The 18,434-nt window shown below is 48.5% G+C and carries 16 protein-coding genes and 2 tRNA genes; 11 read left to right on the forward strand and 7 right to left on the reverse strand.

The window, feature by feature from the left end; all coding sequences use genetic code 11:
* The 5 genes from dnaA to gyrB all read left to right on the forward strand — a co-directional run bounded on the left by dnaA (position 1) and on the right by gyrB (position 7,266).
* Complete coding sequence (gene dnaA, locus CFREI_RS00005) at positions 1-1,662, forward strand: chromosomal replication initiator protein DnaA (protein ID WP_027011538.1); 1,662 nt, start codon at positions 1-3, stop codon at positions 1,660-1,662.
* 509 nt (positions 1,663-2,171) lie between these two features.
* Positions 2,172-3,356, forward strand: a complete 1,185-nt coding sequence (dnaN, locus tag CFREI_RS00010) for a DNA polymerase III subunit beta (protein WP_027011539.1) — start codon at positions 2,172-2,174, stop codon at positions 3,354-3,356.
* Positions 3,357-3,366: 10 nt separating this feature from the next.
* The gene (gene recF / locus CFREI_RS00015) at positions 3,367-4,551 is read left to right on the forward strand and encodes a DNA replication/repair protein RecF (RefSeq protein WP_027011540.1); all 1,185 of its coding nucleotides are present in this window, start codon (positions 3,367-3,369) and stop codon (positions 4,549-4,551) included.
* The gene (locus CFREI_RS00020; protein WP_027011541.1) at positions 4,544-5,083 is read left to right on the forward strand and encodes a DciA family protein; all 540 of its coding nucleotides are present in this window, start codon (positions 4,544-4,546) and stop codon (positions 5,081-5,083) included. The genes recF and CFREI_RS00020 overlap by 8 nt, the downstream gene beginning before the upstream one ends.
* Before the next feature lie 128 nt (positions 5,084-5,211).
* The gene (gene gyrB, locus CFREI_RS00025; protein WP_027011542.1) at positions 5,212-7,266 is read left to right on the forward strand and encodes a DNA topoisomerase (ATP-hydrolyzing) subunit B; all 2,055 of its coding nucleotides are present in this window, start codon (positions 5,212-5,214) and stop codon (positions 7,264-7,266) included.
* Between the two features lie 72 nt (positions 7,267-7,338).
* Here gyrB and CFREI_RS00030 read toward each other — a convergent pair whose 3' ends face one another.
* From CFREI_RS00030 to CFREI_RS00040, 3 genes are all read right to left on the reverse strand, one after another.
* Positions 7,339-7,779, reverse strand: coding sequence for a DUF6918 family protein (locus tag CFREI_RS00030; RefSeq protein ID WP_027011543.1), 441 nt, complete (start codon positions 7,777-7,779; stop codon positions 7,339-7,341).
* Positions 7,780-8,094: 315 nt separating this feature from the next.
* A complete protein-coding gene (locus CFREI_RS00035) occupies positions 8,095-8,358 on the reverse strand; it encodes a hypothetical protein (RefSeq protein WP_027011544.1) in 264 nt (87 codons plus the stop codon).
* Entirely contained in the window at positions 8,355-8,579 is a 225-nt protein-coding gene (locus CFREI_RS00040) for a hypothetical protein (protein ID WP_027011545.1), read from the reverse strand. The genes CFREI_RS00035 and CFREI_RS00040 overlap by 4 nt, the downstream gene beginning before the upstream one ends.
* A 135-nt stretch (positions 8,580-8,714) precedes the next feature.
* Between CFREI_RS00040 and gyrA the strand changes: the two genes are divergently transcribed.
* The 4 genes from gyrA (at position 8,715) to CFREI_RS00060 (ending at position 11,866) form a co-directional block, all read left to right on the forward strand.
* Positions 8,715-11,267: a DNA gyrase subunit A gene (gyrA, locus tag CFREI_RS00045; protein WP_027011546.1), complete on the forward strand. Its 2,553-nt coding sequence runs from the start codon at positions 8,715-8,717 to the stop codon at positions 11,265-11,267.
* Positions 11,267-11,611 (forward strand): DUF3566 domain-containing protein, encoded by a 345-nt coding sequence (locus CFREI_RS00050; RefSeq protein ID WP_027011547.1) that lies wholly within the window; start codon positions 11,267-11,269, stop codon positions 11,609-11,611. The genes gyrA and CFREI_RS00050 overlap by 1 nt, the downstream gene beginning before the upstream one ends.
* Positions 11,612-11,708: 97 nt before the next feature.
* Positions 11,709-11,782, forward strand: a tRNA-Ile gene (locus CFREI_RS00055).
* An 11-nt stretch (positions 11,783-11,793) separates the two neighbouring features.
* Positions 11,794-11,866, forward strand: a tRNA-Ala gene (locus CFREI_RS00060).
* A 42-nt stretch (positions 11,867-11,908) separates the two neighbouring features.
* Here CFREI_RS00060 and CFREI_RS00065 read toward each other — a convergent pair.
* Entirely contained in the window at positions 11,909-12,466 is a 558-nt protein-coding gene (locus CFREI_RS00065) for a hypothetical protein (protein ID WP_027011548.1), read from the reverse strand.
* A gap of 84 nt (positions 12,467-12,550) precedes the next feature.
* On the opposite strand from CFREI_RS00065, the gene CFREI_RS00070 reads away from it, so the two are divergent.
* Together CFREI_RS00070 and CFREI_RS00075 are read left to right on the forward strand one after the other, a co-directional pair.
* Positions 12,551-13,075 carry a peptidylprolyl isomerase gene (locus CFREI_RS00070; protein WP_027011549.1) on the forward strand — a complete coding sequence of 175 codons (525 nt, stop codon included), beginning with the start codon at positions 12,551-12,553 and terminating at the stop codon, positions 13,073-13,075.
* A 77-nt stretch (positions 13,076-13,152) separates the two neighbouring features.
* On the forward strand, positions 13,153-13,851 hold the full coding sequence (locus tag CFREI_RS00075; RefSeq protein WP_051255749.1) for a rhomboid family intramembrane serine protease: 699 nt from the start codon (positions 13,153-13,155) through the stop codon (positions 13,849-13,851).
* A gap of 620 nt (positions 13,852-14,471) precedes the next feature.
* On the opposite strand, the gene crgA is transcribed toward CFREI_RS00075, so the two are convergent.
* The 3 genes from crgA to CFREI_RS00090 all read right to left on the reverse strand — a co-directional run bounded on the left by crgA (position 14,472) and on the right by CFREI_RS00090 (position 18,431).
* Entirely contained in the window at positions 14,472-14,741 is a 270-nt protein-coding gene (gene crgA / locus CFREI_RS00080; protein ID WP_027011550.1) for a cell division protein CrgA, read from the reverse strand.
* Positions 14,742-14,856: 115 nt separating this feature from the next.
* Positions 14,857-16,803 (reverse strand): Stk1 family PASTA domain-containing Ser/Thr kinase, encoded by a 1,947-nt coding sequence (pknB, locus tag CFREI_RS00085; protein WP_051255888.1) that lies wholly within the window; start codon positions 16,801-16,803, stop codon positions 14,857-14,859.
* Between the two features lie 56 nt (positions 16,804-16,859).
* Entirely contained in the window at positions 16,860-18,431 is a 1,572-nt protein-coding gene (locus CFREI_RS00090; protein WP_051255750.1) for a serine/threonine-protein kinase, read from the reverse strand.
* Positions 18,432-18,434 lie beyond the last annotated feature (3 nt).

Consider the following 18,434-nt stretch of genomic DNA (forward strand, 5'->3'; position numbering starts at 1 on the left):
GTGCAACAAGCAGCACTCCAGGAAACCTGGAAGCAAGTAGTCGAAGAGCTTCATCGGCTCTCGAAAATGCCTGATAGCGGGATGCAACCATTGACTCATTCCCAGCTGGCATTGTTGCGTGTAGTTCAACCTGTAGCCATTGTGAATGGTTACGCTGTTTTGCATGCAAAGTCAGCTTCAGCACGCAATATTGTAGAGCGTGACCTGCGCGAACCTATTATCAAGGTTTTGTCTGCGCGGATGGGTACGCATTGCAATCTTGCAGTCAGTGTTGCATCGAACGATGAAATCGAGCGGAATTCAGCAGAAGAAGAGCAATATCAGGAGCCAAACAATCGCGCTGATGTTCTTGACTCCACTGTGGATGCCGCACCAGCAATACCAGCAACACATCAGCCACCACCGGCACATATTGCGCCAGACCCTGCTACTTTTTTACAAGCCCAAGAAGCTACAAGTTGGCGAAATCTAAATATCGCTCCACCAGCGCATACTGCACGTCAAACACGCGAACAAATTGCTCACCAAGAGGAAAACAGCGCACCTCCTCGCTGGGCTACAGGGGGGAGGGTCATGCCCACAGGGCGGCATGCACTACTCAACAATCCACCAGCCCCCTCCAGTAGTGACCAATCGCTTAACTCGAAGTACACGTTTGATTCGTTTGTTATTGGTTCTTCGAATCGCTTTCCGCATGCAGCTGCAGTTGCTGTGGCAGAAAATCCTGCTAACGCCTACAATCCTCTGTTTATCTGGGGCGGGTCTGGCCTGGGGAAAACCCACTTGCTACATGCAACAGGTAACTACGCACGCCAACTTCAACCTGGTTTGCGTGTGAAATATGTTTCCAGCGAAGAATTCACGAATGATTTTATCAATTCCATGCGTGATGATCGGCAGGAGTCTTTTAAACGCCGCTACCGAAACCTCGACATGCTTATGGTCGATGACATTCAATTCATTCAAGGCAAGGAAAGCACCCAGGAAGAGTTTTTTCACACTTTTAACGCACTTCACCAGGCAAATAAACAGATTATTCTTTCCTCTGACCGGCCGACAAAAGAACTAACAACTCTGGAAGATCGGCTTCGTACCAGGTTTGAGCAAGGTCTTATTGTGGATATCCAGCCGCCAGACCTAGAGACTCGCATTGCGATCTTGATGAAAAAAGCCCAGATGGATCATACGGAAACAGACCGTGATGTGCTTGAACTCATTGCTAGCCGCTTTGAAAACTCCATCCGTGAGTTAGAGGGGGCACTAATCCGCGTAGCTGCATATAGCTCGCTTAATCATGTGCCTATCACAACAGATACTGCGATGATCGCGTTGCAAGACATCATGCCGGAGCGGTCCGATATGGTTATTACAGCTGCAGCAATCATGGATGCCACTGCTGAATATTTCAATATCACATTGGAAGCTCTCCGGGGCACTGGAAAAACACGCTCTGTGGCACACGCACGGCAGCTCGCTATGTATTTATGCCGTGAGCTTACGGATTTGTCGCTGCCGAAAATCGGTGAAAGCTTTGGCGGTAAAGACCACACAACTGTGATGTATGCGGAACGAAAGATCCGTAAAGAAATGAAGCAGAAGCCGGAAACCTTTGATCAGATACAGGAACTGACTCAGGTAATTAAGAGCCGGAGCAGGGAATAGGTTGCCGTCCATTCAAAGTTATCCACAGGCAAAATATGTGATGCTGGTCACTAAATTTGGGGCTTCAAATCTGTGGATAACGGCTTATTCCCTGTGTATAACTAGGTAGCAAATTGTGGAATTCTTGTGAATAAAATCTGTGGATAAAATTTTTGTCCACAGGGCGCCAAAACTATCCACATTTCATCCACAGGGTTTTTCACAAGCAGAATTCATACTTAACCTGCTGATACAACCACTTATCCACAATTTCACAGGACCTACTGCTTTTACTTCTTTTTTCTCTAAAAATCTTAAAGAAGAAATAGGGCCTGGGGAAAACTTTGCGGTTCGAGGTGTTTTTGAGTCCTTGACAGACCCATTAAAAGCCGGGAGAGTTTAAGCTCTTGCGCCGCTTCGCGGTACCTTGGGTTGTAATCCAAGATTCGTGTGTAGGGTTTTTCCCGCCTTGGTTTGGCTAGGGCAGCACGGCAGTCTTGCACATCCGACTTTTTGAGGAGCTCGCTAGCATGGAGTCACAAGCGGTAGCGTTCCGCGTCAATAAAGACGACCTGGCTAATGCCGTTGCATGGGTAGCGCGAAGTTTGCCTTCGAAACCGACGCAACCAGTGCTTCGCGCAATGTTGATCACGGCTGATGATGAAGGACTAGAGCTTGCAGGCTTCGATTATGAGGTTTCTACAAAAGCTCGAATTTCTGCTGAGGTTTCACAACCTGGCCGCATTGCGGTAGCTGGCAAGCTTATCGCTGAGATTTCTTCAACACTCTCGGCTAAGCCAGTGGACTTTGTTGTCGATGGATCTAAGGTTTTGCTTACATGTGGTTCTGCACGCTTTGAGCTGCCAACAATTCCCCTAGATGATTATCCTCAGCTTCCTTCGCTACCAGCTACTACAGGTGAAATTGATCCCCGGTTGTTTTCAGAGGCTGTGACGCAGGTTGCTACGGCTGCGGGTCGAGACGATACCCTGCCAATGTTGACCGGTGTGCATATGGAAATTCACGGCGAGAAAATGCTACTTGCTGCTACTGACCGTTTCCGGATGGCGGTTCGGCATTTAGAGTGGCGTCCGGCGAGCCCAGATGTGGAGGCAAAGCTTTTAATCCCCGCGAAAACGCTCCTAGACAACGCTCGCTCGCTTGATTCTGGGATCTTGGACTCTTTGGACATAGCGGTAGGTACAGGCGATCAGATCGGCCGTGAGGGGCTATTTGGCGTTCATGCGGATGCCCGGCAAACCACAACCAGAATGCTCGATGCAGATTTCCCCAATTTCCAGCCATTATTGCCTAAAACGCATACTTCTTTGGCTTCCGTTGAGATCACCCCACTGCAAACCGCGATTCGTCGTGTTGCTTTGATGACAGAACGCAATGCACAGATCCGTATGGAGTTTTCACACGGTCAGGTGGTTTTGTCGGCTGGTGGTACTGATGCTGGACATGCTGAGGAAACATTGCCTTGTGCTTTTGCTGGCGAACCATTGCTTATTGCGTTTAATCCGGGCTATTTGAAAGATGGTTTAAGTGTGATTCACACCGACCGTGTGGTGTTTGGTTTTACGCAACCGTCGCGGCCTGCGATTCTGATTCCCGAGCCCGCTGAGCTTCCAGAAGCTAATGAAAATGGCGAGTTTCCAACACCTGAGACTGATTTCACGTACCTGCTAATGCCTGTACGTTTGCCAGGTTAAGCGGTTTGACATGTACCTCAGATCGTTGGAACTGAGGGATTTCCGTTCGTGGCCTGAAGTTTCGGTTGCAATGGAGCCCGGTGTGACCGTGTTTGTTGGTCAAAATGGGCATGGGAAAACCAATATTGTGGAGGCAATTGGGTATCTCGCACATTTGTCTTCACATCGGGTGTCTCATGATGCGGCGTTAGTGCGGTCTGGCGCGGAAAATGCACGTATTTCTGCGACCGCAGTAAATAATGGTAGGGAGCTCACGGCACATTTATTGATCCATTCTCATCGTTCGAATCAAGCCCAAATTAATCGAACAAAAGTTTCTACGCCTAGGCAGTTGCTAGGTGTTGTAAAAACAGTGCTGTTTGCTCCAGAAGATCTTGCGTTGATCCGAGGTGAACCCGCAGAACGACGTAGATATTTGAGTGATGTCTTGGCTCTTCGCCAGCCAAGATTAGCGGGTATTAAAGCTGACTATGAGAAAGTACTGCGTCAGCGGAATGCCCTGCTTAAAAGTGCTGGCGGAGTATTGCGCCGCGGGTATTCTTCGCAGGATGGTGCAGCGGCTTTATCTACACTGGATGTTTGGGATTCGCAGCTTGCAGGGTTGGGCGCACAAATTATTGTTGCTCGATTGCAATTAATTGAGGCATTATGCCCGAAGTTTAGTGATGCCTATATGGGCTTGGCGCCTGGGGGCTCCGCGGCGTCGATACGCTATCGGTGTTCTGTGCCTGGAGTTATGCGTGACGACGTCGCGGTCACCGAGGCCGCCATGCTTGCCGAGCTGGGTGCTCGACGTAGCCGTGAAATAGAGCGTGGGGTGAGTTTGGTGGGGCCACATCGCGATGAAATGGAAGTGCTATTAGGTGGTAGCCCTGCGAAAGGTTTTGCGAGCCACGGGGAAAGTTGGTCATTAGCGTTAGCACTACGATTGGCGGTTTTTGGGCTACTTCGTAGTGAAGGCGATAATCCTATTTTGATTTTGGATGATGTGTTCGCAGAATTGGATGCTAAACGCCGTGAGGCGCTGGTAAAACTTATTGCTGACGCCGAACAAGTCTTGATTACAGCAGCGGTCGGGGACGATGTACCGGAAAGCCTTATAGAACAGGCGGTGAAATTCCATACTGTTGTTGCAGTCGATTCCTCCGAAGGAAAAATCTCGCGTCTTAATCCTAAAGAGGTGCACGATGAATGAATCTCAGCCTGACGCAATTCGTGCAGCATTTGAAGCTATCCGCAGGGAGGCTGAAAAACGTACAGGACAAGTCCCAGATCTTTCCCGCCAAGGAACACCAACCCGCCCTGCCCCAAATGGGGGACGCCGAATATTCCGACAAGCCACCGGTCCTGATGGCCGCAGCGCATGGCAAGGACGACCAGCAACCTCATTGGGGAGTATTTTTCAATCAGAAATTCAGCGTCGAGGTTGGCGTCGTGATCTTGCCGGCGGTTGGGTACACAGCCATTGGGATGAGGTAGTAGGGGAGAAGATCGCCCAACATACCAAAGTGGAAATGTTAAAAGAAAAAACCTTATATATCACCTGTGATTCCACAGCTTGGGCCACAAATCTGCGGATGATGCAACGCAATATTCTTCAAACTATTGCCCAACGAGTGGGCCCGGATATTGTTTTAGAACTTCGAATCTATGGGCCTCAAGCTCCTAGTTGGAGGAAAGGGCGTTTGCACATTCAAGGGCGTGGACCAAGAGACACCTACGGATAGATCTAATAACGTTGGCTTGCTATTTATTTGCCCCATAGACGCGCCGAACCCCTACCGCGTGTAGGGGGATATTGGGTGTAAGATAATTAAGGTCTATTTCAATCCTGAGTGAGGAGTGCTGCACTACCGTGGCTGCCACAGAACATCAGTATGACGCCTCATCCATTACCATTTTGGAAGGCCTGGAAGCTGTCCGAAAACGTCCAGGCATGTATATCGGTTCAACGAATGAACGTGGCCTGCACCACCTGGTGTGGGAGGTTGTGGATAATTCCGTCGACGAAGCAATGGCAGGGTATGCGAACCAAGTCGATGTGACTCTGCTGGAAGACGGCGGTGTCGAAGTCAAAGACAATGGTCGTGGTATCCCCGTAGAAATGCATCCTTCAGGTGCCCCAACGGTACAAGTAGTAATGACACAACTACACGCTGGCGGTAAATTCGACTCCGAATCTTATGCAGTTTCAGGTGGTCTCCATGGCGTGGGTATCTCTGTAGTGAATGCGCTATCCACCAGAGTAGAAGCAGATATTAAACGTGAAGGACACCACTGGTACCAAAATTTCACAAATGCTGTTCCAGAAGAACTGGTCAAAGGTGGACCTGCTCGGGGCACTGGAACAACAGTAAGGTTTTGGCCAGATCCCGAAATTTTTGAAACCACAGATTTTAAGTTTGAAACGATTTCTCGTCGGCTCCAGGAAATGGCTTTCCTTAATAAGGGATTGACTATTAATCTGATTGACCAGAGAGTAAGTGAAGAACAGCTTGAGCTTGATGCAATTGCTGAGGCTGGGGAACAGGCCGAACTGGTCACCCCGTCATTCGACGATGACTCTGCGGAAGCACAAGGTGAAGCTGAAGAACCCAAAAAACCACAAAAATCTAAAGAGCGTAAAAAGACTTTTTACTACCCTGATGGTTTAAAGGATTACGTCAATAGCCTGAATAAGACAAAAACGGTTATCCACCCTTCAATTATTTCGTTTGAGGCAAAGGGCAAAGACCACGAGGTTGAAGTGGCTATGCAGTGGAACTCTAGTTATTCGCAGAGTATCCATACCTTTGCTAATACCATTAACACCGTTGAAGGCGGGACCCACGAAGAAGGGTTCCGAACTGCGCTTACCACGCTTATGAATAGGTACGCGCGCGAACACAAACTACTCAAGGAAAAAGAAGCCAACCTTTCCGGCGAAGACTGCCGAGAAGGGCTTTCAGCAGTAGTTTCGGTGCGAGTTGGTGAGCCACAATTCGAAGGACAAACCAAAACCAAACTTGGTAATTCAGAGGTACGGAGTTTTGTACAGCGCTCTACTTTTGAGCATTTCCAATACTGGCTTGAAGCCAACCCTGCCGAAGCTAAAGTAATTATCAATAAAGCCATTGCTTCAGCACATGCGCGTCAAGCAGCCCGTAAAGCCCGTGACTTGGTGCGGCGTAAATCTGCAAACGATCTTGGTGGTTTACCAGGCAAACTGGCGGATTGTCGTTCTAAGGACCCGGTGAAATCCGAACTTTATATTGTGGAGGGTGACTCCGCAGGTGGATCCGCAAAATCAGGACGAGATTCCATGTTCCAGGCGATTCTGCCGCTGCGAGGAAAAATCCTCAATGTGGAAAAAGCTCGCTTAGATAAAGTGCTTAAAAACAATGAAGTACAGGCGATTATTACTGCTTTAGGCACTGGTATCCACGATGAATTTGATATTGCCAAGCTGCGCTACCACAAGATTATTTTGATGGCGGATGCTGACGTTGATGGCCAACATATTGCCACGCTGTTACTTACATTGCTATTCCGCTTTATGCCAAAACTAATCGATGACGGTTTTGTATATTTGGCTCAACCACCGCTGTATAAACTGAAGTGGTCTAAAGGCGAGCCTGGCTTTGCGTTTTCTGATGCGGAGCGAGACGAAGAACTCAAAATTGGTCTAGAGTCCGGCCGAAAGATCAATAAAGACGATGGAATTCAGCGCTATAAAGGTCTTGGCGAGATGAATGCAAAGGAACTGTGGGAAACCACGATGGATCCTTCTACGCGTATTTTACGGAAAGTAACCATGGAAGATGCGCAGGGTGCGGACGAACTGTTCTCTATCCTTATGGGAGATGATGTTGTAGCCCGTCGGTCATTTATTACCCGCAACGCTAAAGACGTACGTTTCCTCGACGTATAAAAGCTAAACGCCCGGACTTTCAAGAAGAAAACCGAGGAGAGACCTTGAAAGTCCGGGCGTTCATGCGCCTAATTACCCAGCATGACGCTGGATAATGGTGCCGATGTTACCAGCGTTTGCCTCGATGGCTTGTGCGCCTTTGCTGCGGACGGTGCCATAAATCTTGGAAAGAGTCGGGTTGCCCTCCTCCTGAGCACGCTGATCGGTGATTTCAAGGATGCTGCTAGCAACGTCAGCTTTCTGGGAATCAAGGTATGCTCCGAAGTCGCTATCGCCAGAAGCTAGGAAAGCCAACCACTTTGGGTTTAAACCTTCTGCAATATCGGGGAGAAGACGGCTTACTACCTTTGAAACGATTTCAGAATCGTACTTGGTAGCCGCTGCCATTGCGCCTTTTACAGCTACGCCACCGACACCAGACATATCGCTGACACTTTTAGTAATCAGATCAGAGATATCAGCGACTACTGCGTCTTGCGCAGCACCTGTAAGAATGGTTTTCAGATCGGTCATCTATATAACTTCCTTTGAAGGATTGGACTGAGGATCGCAGACTAGATTAGGCGTAACCGCCGTGTACTGAAATATCTACTTAATTTTCCCAGCTCAGCGGGGTTAGAATACACCCTGTTGGGTGCCCACGAAGCACATGTGTTGTTTGGAAATGCAAAACGACCTCCATCATAAAACTTCGGCGCTTTGTGATGGGGTCGTTCCAGGTTGTGATTCTTCCTCCACAGCTAATTCACCACATTAGTTAACTGCAATCACAACAGTCACAGAGTTTACATTGGATTAGCTCCGCGTGCCAAGATTTCAGAGCGCGTGTTATGTATTAATTCGGGCAAAAACTTGACCAGCGATTTTCGCAAACTCTTCATTATGTGCACTTAGCGGGGTCAATGCGACTATTGCACTTTCTAAACTCTCTCGTGCTGAGGAGCTATGGCGATGTACCGGCACCCCTTCGAATTGACCCCCGGTAATGGATGCGGCAGCAAAAATTGCAGAAAAGTCGATAACATCTACGCGGTATTGTTTGCAGCACTGATCGGCAATAAGCAGTAATTGTTCTGGGGAAAGATGTCTCATCGCTGTTTCCGTGGTGGAGTTTGTCGAATACGTTGCTCCATGCTGGCGCATTCGGCGATATAGCTGCGTGCCAGGTCGGCCACTTCGGCGTCGAGAAGCATGCGAGCGGCGGCTGCAACGATTGCCCGAGCGGCGGCTTCTTGTTTACTGGTGCCCTGAGCGGCGGCTAGGAGGGAGAGTGCGCGTTCTTGTTCAGTGGATAATCGTAGCGTCATAGCCATAGCCAAAAGATACCAAAATGGTATCACTGTGGTAGAAAAAACAGCGTAAAACAGCCTTAAATCTCTTCCTATGGAATTTCAGCAGGTAAACTTACGGAGGATAACCATAAGAAAGCTCCAAACAAAAGGTGAATAGTGAGCGACGATAATTTTGACGGTGAGGATCTTTTCGACCGCATTCATCCGATTGATATCGGCGAGGAAATGCAATCCTCATATATTGACTACGCCATGTCCGTTATTGTGGGACGTGCGTTACCGGAAGTGCGTGATGGTCTAAAGCCTGTGCACCGGCGCATTTTGTACGCAATGTATGACAATGGGTACCGGCCGGAACGTTCCTATGTAAAGTCTGCCAAACCAGTAGCAGACACTATGGGTAACTATCACCCTCATGGTGACTCCGCTATTTACGACACCCTAGTGCGTATGGCGCAGCCATGGTCGATGCGCTACCCACTCGTAGACGGTCAAGGTAACTTTGGTTCGCGAGGTAATGACGGCCCCGCAGCTATGCGTTATACCGAATCTCGCCTAACGCCGTTAGCTATGGAAATGGTGCGAGACATTCGGGAAAATACCGTAGATTTCACACCAAACTACGATGGTAAAACCAATGAACCAACAGTTTTGCCATCGCGCGTGCCAAATCTGCTTATGAATGGTTCTGGTGGTATCGCGGTTGGCATGGCAACCAATATTCCTCCCCATAACCTACGGGAACTTGCAGATGCAATCTATTGGATGCTGAAAAACCCTGATGCAGATGATGCTGCTTCGCTTGAAGCATGTATGAAATACGTTAAGGGTCCTGATTTCCCAACAGCAGCACTTATTGTAGGTGACCAGGGGATTAAAGACGCCTACACCACAGGCCGCGGCTCAATCCGTATGCGCGGCGTGACCAGTATTGAAGAAGATGGTCACCGTCAAACTATTGTGATTACAGAACTGCCCTACCAAGTTAACCCCGATAATCTGATCTCTAATATCGCTGAACAGGTAAAACAAGGGAAACTGGTTGGCATTTCCAAGATTGAGGATGAATCCTCAGATCGCGTAGGCATGCGCATTGTTGTAACACTACGGCGCGACGCGGTACCTCGCGTGGTTTTGAATAACCTGTATAAGCATTCCCAGCTGCAGACCAGCTTTGGTGCAAATATGCTCTCCATTGTGGATGGTGTTCCTCGTACCCTCCGCATTGATCAAATGATTCGGTACTACGTCGAGCATCAAATCGACGTTATTGTTCGGCGAACACAATACCGCCTTAATGAAGCTGAAAAACGCGCCCATATCCTTCGCGGATTAGTAAAAGCATTGGATATGTTGGATGAGGTTATTGCCTTAATCCGCAGTTCAGAAACAGTTGACATTGCTCGAAACGGCTTGATTGACCTCCTGGATATTGATGAAATTCAGGCGGACGCTATCTTGGCAATGCAGTTGCGCCGTCTTGCCGCACTGGAACGTCAAAAGATTATTGATGAGCTCGCAGAGATCGAGCTGGAAATTGCAGATCTCAAAGATATCCTGGCTAGCCCAGAACGTCAGCGTTCTATTGTTCACGATGAGCTAAAAGAAATCGTGGATAAATATGGTGATGACCGCCGCACACAAATCGTTGCATCCAGCGGAGATGTCACCGAAGAAGACCTTATTGCTCGTGAAAATGTAGTGGTGACCATTACCTCCACTGGCTATGCAAAGCGCACAAAAGTTGATGCTTACCGCAATCAACGTCGCGGTGGTAAGGGAGTAATGGGTGCAGAGCTTAAGCAAGATGATGTTGTTCGTCACTTCTTTGTGTGTTCCACCCATGATTGGATCTTGTTCTTTACCAACTTTGGTCGGGTCTATCGATTAAAGGCTTTTGAGTTGCCGGAAGCTTCGCGTACTGCACGTGGGCAGCATGTGGCAAACCTTCTTGAATTCCAACCTGGTGAACAAATTGCACAGGTAATTCAAATCCAAAGCTATGAAGACGCCCCGTATCTGGTGCTCTCCACCGCATATGGGCGTGTGAAGAAAACACGTCTGGCGGATTATGATTCCATCCGTTCTGGCGGATTAATTGCTATTAACCTCAATGAAGGCGATCGTCTTATTGGGGCTGCATTGTGTTCGGCTGATGATGATTTATTGTTGGTTTCTGAAGAAGGCCAAGCTCTACGGTTTAAGGCTGATGATGAGACTTTGCGCCCAATGGGTAGGGCTACCCAGGGTGTTAAGGGTATGCGTTTCCGCGGTGAAGACCAGCTGCTAGCTATGTGTGTTGTTCGTGATGGTGAATACCTTATGGTGGCCACCACCGGCGGTTATGGTAAACGCACGGCTATGGATGAATATAGCGTCAAGGGCCGTGCCGGTTTGGGTGTTGTTACCTTTAAGTACACACCGAAACGAGGCAAGCTTATTGGGGCGCTTGCCGTGGATGATGATGATCAAATCTTTGCTATTACTACTGCTGGTGGTGTGATTCGCACTTCTGTTAATCAGATTCGTCCTTCCACCCGTAAAACAATGGGTGTGCGCCTCGTCGATCTGCCTAAGGGTGAGGAACTTTACGCTATTGACCGAAATGTTGAGCAGGAAGAGGAAGCGGAGCTTTTGGAAAAAGCAAAGGCAATCCCGGATGAAGCTGTTGAGGCTCAAGAAATGCTTGTCGACGGCGAGGATACTTAATGTCTACCCGTAAAGTTACTGTTCGCAGGGTGTCACCGCTTTCGGTGTTTCGGACTTCGCTTGCGCTATCGCTATCTGGTCTTGTGGCGTGGATTCTTTGCGTCTGCATTGTGTACTTCGGTATGAATATGGCGGGAATTTGGACCAAGCTCAATACGGTGATTGGTGGTGCTGGCGGCTCAGAGCTTATTACATTTCCAATTGTCTTAAGCGCTGCAGCACTTTTAGGTGCAATGGTCGCACTTTCCTCATCGATTCTCGCACCACTGACAGCAATGATGTACAACGCATTCGTTGATCTTTTTGGCGGCGTGATTGTTACCTTGCAAGACGAAGACGAATAAGGCTTAAAATCTCCTGGTAAAACCTCCCCTAAAAGTGGGTTTTACCAGCTGATTTGCCTTAGTCGGAGTTGCTCGGTAAAGTTCTATCTCGTTCCCAGGGCCTATAGCTCAGTTGGTTAGAGCGCATCACTGATAATGATGAGGTCGCAAGTTCAATTCTTGCTAGGCCCACGCGGAACAAAGGGGCATTAGCTCAATTGGTAGAGCACCTGCTTTGCAAGCAGGAGGTCAGGAGTTCGATTCTCCTATGCTCCACAAATATGAAAACTGCTAGTCACATGACTAGCGGTTTTTGCATTAGGACTCTTTTGCATCCTTTGGATCTTCATCTACTGGAGTTTCAGTGGAATACACCAGTACTGACTCTTCGGTATCTACCGGAAATTCATCTTCCTCAGGAAAATCCTCAACTCTTGGCGGAGTGACTTCAGGTTCTTCGATCGGAGTGAAGAACCAATATGCAACAGCAGCAGCGATAGCACCGAAAACGGCGACTAATAGCCCTGCTTTCGCTACTTTTTTAAAGCCGCAACACTTTTTCTTTGGTGCTGGTTCTACCTTGTGAAGTTTGCTTTGCGCCTTGGTAAGCACTTTATTGGCTGTAGTGCTTGCATCTTCAAGAGCATCAGAAAAGGCATGGTCAAGGCGGGCACGAGCTGCGCGGGTCACAGCGCCAGCATCCTCAATAAAATCTTCAGCACGGTCTGAAGCGGTGGCACGGAAATCACTGGTAGCGGCTGCGGCGTCAGCAAGCGCATCATAGGCCTCCGCTGCTTTACGTTGACGGTAATCATTGAATGCGTGAAGGCCAGCGCGAGTGACCTTATATGCGGTCCGAAGCACTGTAGTGTTCATTTAGGTTCCTTTTATTCAGTAGGAAATGAATTGGTTCATACACAAGCGTAGCGATGTATTGCAGAGTTCACTACGATGGTCGGCATGACCCTTAAGACAGCCACTGCGATTCTCCACACAAATCATGGGGATATCGCTATCGAGCTCTTTGGAAATCACGCCCCCGAAACCGTGGCCAACTTTACTGGACTTGCACAAGGCACCAAAGAATATCGTGCCGCAAATGCAGCAGGTAATGCCAGTGGACCTTTCTACGATGGTGCAGTCTTCCACCGCGTTATCGATGGTTTCATGATTCAAGGCGGCGACCCGACAGGCACCGGCCGAGGCGGCCCTGGCTATATGTTTGGCGATGAATTCCATCCAGAGCTGCAATTTGACCGTCCTTATCTGCTGGCAATGGCAAACGCGGGCCCAGGAACAAACGGTTCACAGTTCTTTATCACGGTTGCGCCAACACCACACTTGAATATGCGCCACACGATTTTTGGTGAAGTTGTGGATGCCGAATCCAAGAAAGTGGTAGATGCAATTGCGCAAACTCCCACCGATCGTAACGATCGACCAGTTGACCCTGTAATTATTGAAAGCATTGAAATCACCGAATAATCCAGCCTGAAGACGGCCCCTTACCAGAGTGCTTTGCTGGTAAGGGGCCGTCTTTGTATTGAAAGGTACGAACTCAAGTGACCCAATGGTTACGTAAAGCCCAACAACAAGCACCAGTGAGTTTGCTGCTATGCATGAGCATAACTGTTGTCTTTCTTATTACGGCTATCCAATCAGGCTCACTAATAAACAATGTAGGAGCAAGCTCACTAGCCGATGCCTGGGTCCTTTATGTTCCCGCAATGCTTGATAGCGAATGGGGAATATTCCGAATGCTCGGTACGGCGTTCCTTCACATAGGGCCTGTGCATTTAGCTATGAATCTAATTTTGCTTTTCCTATTTGGCAGAGAACTAGAACAAACACTAGGTAGTGATACTTTCGCATTAAGCTTCTTAGCGGGAACCTTAGGTGCATCGGCAGCAATTATTTGGATGAGCCCAATGGCGGCGACAGCGGGTGCTTCAGGAGCGGTTTATGCCCTTATGGCTCAACTTGTGGGGGTTGCTGTGCAGCAACGTCGGGAACTCCGGGGTCTTATAGCGCTTATCGCGGTGAATGCAGGCTTTACCATTATTTGGTCTGAATGGGTTTCAGTATGGGGCCATTTCGGTGGATTAGGAATTGGAATCGTACTAGCTATCGTATCTTTGGCAATCCGCCAAAAGGGGGTACAGCTTGTTGTGATATTTGGAGTGTGCGTGATTTGTTTTGTCTTGGGATATGGCAGGATTTTGGAGTTATCCACAGAGGCTCATGTGTTAACAATTTTGTGAAGACAGAAGCTGTGGATAACTCTGAAAAAAGTTATCCACCGGGGGTAGTGAAGTTTTTGAGGGCTACACGGAATGCCAGATTTTCCACACAAGTTATCCACATTGTGAAAAATAACATGGGAGTAATTTTTCATAATCGAACGTACTGATTTTCGAAAAGCGTGCTATTAACAGGGAGAATGTGGAAAGTTTTCGTATTTCTTTGCACTTGGGGACAAGTATTACACAGAGTTATCCACAGGGTGTGGATAGTGTGGATAACTTTTTGATGGTGCACTATTCACAGAGTTATTCACACCCTGTGGATAACTTTACTCACAGATGTGTGAGAAAAACTATCCACAAATCACCTGTGTGTAAGTTTGCGAACCTGTGGATAACAAGGTTATCCACAGGGGGTTACATAGGGGTGTACTCACAATTGTGTAATTTAAGTACCGTTCCTGTGGATAACTATGTAAAACAAAAATCTTGACTGGCCTGTATATCTCGAACAGATAGTCGGATTCATGTGGTGGTGGTTTCTGGGTATTTCAGGGGCCATAGAAAAGAGCAAAATAAAAAACCATGCTTATCCGGGAAAACTCCCGGATAAGCATGGTTATTGGATGTAAAAGGTATTAACGCCAACCCATGGTCATGAGTAAGCCCATAATAAATAGTGCGAATCCAATGGCGTAGTTCCAGGGGCCGAGCTCAACCATGAACGGGATTTGAGGGCCAGCGATATAGTTAACTACCAACCACATGAGGCCGACCAGCATAAGCGCAAACATAATGGTCTTGTACCAAAGAGGCGTACCACTGCTATTGATTTTTACTGGAGTGCGATTCGCGGATGCACCCGAGGAGATCGGGGTAGAGCTGGGAGAGACCTTAGATTTAGGCAACTTGAGTGCACCTTCCGAGATATAAAACTATGAACATAATGGCAGGTATTTGATTGGAACCCTACCACCAAATACTCCCTGAAATGTATCAGGGAGTACAAAATGGAAGCGCTAGTTACCGCTGTAGTAGGTTAAAGGCAAATACGCCGACAGTGACTTTTCCATTTTTAGGTAGCGGAGTACCAGGCGCAGGTGATTGGTGGGCAATCTTTCCTTGGTCAATAAGAGCGTTTGTTTCTACACGCTCTTGGATGAAATTAGTTTCTGGTCCTTCCCATCCAGCGGCGCGGAGGGCACCTATTGCTTGAGCAGCATTCATTCCGACAAGATTTGGTGTGGTTAGCGCACGTCCATTAGATACTCGAACGGTTAGTTCAGCTCCTTTGGAGGCTTGGGTACCTTCTTGCTCACCGTTTGGTCCAGTAACAGAAATGACAGTTCCTTCTGGTTCGGAGGAATCGACATATTCCACATGTGGAATGAATTCCAGAGATGTCACATTGCTTTCAGCGGTTGCCCAACGGCTACCAGTAAGTACTGGAATGCGTACTTTTGCAATGCCAGTGGAAATCGTGACCGTAACCGTAGTGCCTTTACTGACTTGTGATCCCGCTGAGGGGGACATTTCTACAATGGCACCTTCAGGAACCGAATCTGAGGAGGTCTCCTTGATATTTGAGTCCAATTTAAGAGAGTGGTCTTCCAGGATGCGAGCTGCATCTTCCGGTTTTTCACCTACAACATTTGGTACTTCCGTGACTTCTTTTCCAGCAGAGACAAGAAGTTTAATGTTTGATCCTTTTTCTACTTGAGCCCCAGCATCAGGTTCGGTGCTGATCACACTGCCGCGTGCTACTTCGGGGTCAGTTTTGGTTTCTACAGTGACTACTAACCCTTCTTGTTCCAAGCGTTTTACAGCTGCTTCTTGGCTAATGCCATTGACTCGTGGAACGGTAATCTTGTCTGCTGCTGAAATCCCGCTGCCACCGATGTAGCTATATGTAAAAACACCTCCTACGGCAATAACAATGACCGCGATAATAGAAAGCACCCAAGTAAGCCAATTGCTTCGTTTTTCTGGTTCTTCTACCGCTTGGAAATTCGTCGTAGCAATTTGTGCTGGTTCGTCCGCGAGTACCACTGGCGGAATCGTCCCAGGAGTAGGTGTTACACCAATATTTTGTGCGCTATTCATTGCGGTCGCAGTAGCGGCCATAGCGGCAGGATTTATTGATGAGGTACTTGTAAGGTGTGCTTGTGCCGCGCGTGCCACAGCATTACGGCTGACCCGAGAGAAATCCTCAGCTAATTCCATTGCGCTTTGGTAGCGATCAGCAGGGTTTTTGGCCATTGCAGTGAGCGCAACTGCATTAACATTTGTGGCCATTGTTGGAGATAACCCAGGAATAAATTCTGAGGGGGGAGGTGCGGTATCTTGCACGTGCTGATATGCCACTGCAAATGCAGTTTCACCTTCAAACGGTGGTCGGCCGGCAACAATCTCATAAAATACGCACCCGAGAGAATAAATATCGGATCGTGGGTCCGTATGTTTGCCTCGGGCTTGCTCAGGTGATAGGTATTGTGCTGTTCCGATTACCGTCGAGGTTTGAGTCATAGCGGATGCTGCATCAGTAAAAGCACGTGCAATACCAAAGTCCATGACTTTTACTGCGCCAGTATTTGTAATCATAATATTGGCGGGTTTGATATCGCGGTGAACAATGCCAGCCTCGTGTGACACTGCGAGCGCTTCGCATACTGGTACCAGTACTTTCGCGGCGTCGGCAGGCGCGAGTGGCCCGTCTTCCATTATGATTTCGCGCAACGTTCGCCCGTGCACAAGTTCCATCACAATATACGGAACTGCGGTACCTTGAATCTCCGTTTCGCCTGTGTCGTAAATAGATACGATGGCTGGGTGGTTCAGCCTTCCGGAGTTTTGTGCCTCTCGGCGGAATCGTTCTTTAAACGTAGTGTCGCGCGCCAGTTCGAGGCGCATCATTTTTACGGCTACAGGACGACCCAATAACGTGTCAGTTGCTGCATAAACATCTGACATTCCGCCGCTACCGATGATGCCACCAAGCTCGTAGCGATTAGCAAGTGTTTTCGCGCTCACTGTTGGTTCACCTCTTCTTGTGCGGTAGTTGGCGGGGCTGGGGCACTACTTGTAGGTACTGAAACTTCGCTTGTTGTTGGTGATTGAGAGGGCACAAGCGGAAACACCGTTGGGAATGGGAAGGTGTTTGCATTACTTGGTGGTACCTCGTCAAATGATGGTTGTGATGGAACTTGATTTTGTGTAGGGATTATTGGCGTTGATTGCGCTGGTGGATTTTGCGGTATTTGTTGTTGCTGCGAAGTGTTATCAGGAGTTTCTTCTGATGAGGTTTCTTTCGTAGTCGCGGCGGGAGTTGTAGTAGGGGATGGGGGTGCAGGTTGGTTTATAAAACTTAGTATCAGCCAAACGGCAATTGCACCAATCGCCAGTACAAGCACGGCAAGTAGTGCGTAAATGCTTGTATTGCTGTTATTGGATTGGTTATAGTTTTGTCTTTGCGGTGGGCGTTGTTGAGGATTTGCCGTTGCAAGTGGACGCTGTTGCATGCCTTGCTGCATCCCCTGAGGCATTGGTTGTGGCATGCGGTGTTGCTGCAAATGTTGAGGAGGCAACGGCGGACCTTGAACTGGGCGTTGTTGCGTTCCTATATGATTTGGCAGCCCCCGAGCCATGCCTTGAGGCATAACAGTTGTGGCTTGTTGGCGAGGCGTTGGCGGGCGTTGTTGTGCCTGCGTAGGGGCGTTAGCATTTGCATTGGTTGGTTCGGGTGGGAGAGGCCTTTTGCCTTTTCGAACGTCAGCTATTGCTAGCGCGAGCGCCTTGCCATCGTGGTAGCGTCGTTCAGGGTCTTTACGCAGGGAAACGCCGATAAGGTCGCGAGTTGGCTGGGAAATTTCGGGTGGTAAAGGCCTCGGTTGCTTATTGATGTGTGCAATAGCCACAGATACGGAGGAGTCCCCGGCGAATGGGCGTCGTCCAGCAAGCATTTCATAGCCAACAACGCCGAGTGAATAGACATCAGTTGCGGCGGTGACTTGTTTGCCCTGCGCTTGTTCAGGAGAAACGTATTGCGCCGTACCCACTACCATGCCGGTGCGAGTCAAAGGAACTGCTTCTGCGGCTTTGGCGATACCAAAGTCAGCGATTTTTACGGTGCCATCTTCAGCGATTAGGAGGTTTCCGGGTTTCATATCGCGGTGGACCATACCCATGCTGTGAATAATGGATAAACCGTGCGCTGCTTGCTCAAGGATGTCCAGGGTTTCAGATTCGCTTATCGACGTCTCGTGCAATAGACGTTCAGCTAATGTTTGGCCACGCACATACTCCATTGCAATAAAACAGAACGTGTTTCCCGAAGGGTCAGGCAACTCCCGATAATCAAATGTACGAACAACATTTGGAGAATCAATGCCCTCTGAGGCTTGAGCCTCATTACGGAAGCGGCTTAGAAATTCTGTATTATCAGCAAACTCCGGTCGGAGTACTTTTACGGCGACTTCTTCATTTGTCCGAGTGTCAGTCGCTAGCCATACGGTGGACATACCGCCGTGACCAATAACATGCTGGAGGGCGTAGTCTTCGCCAATGAGCTCTTGCAAACGCGTTTGGGAATCAGTACTCATGTT

Origin of the sequence: Corynebacterium freiburgense (genome assembly GCF_030408815.1) — a bacterium.
Taxonomy (GTDB): Bacteria; Actinomycetota; Actinomycetes; order Mycobacteriales; family Mycobacteriaceae; genus Corynebacterium; species Corynebacterium freiburgense.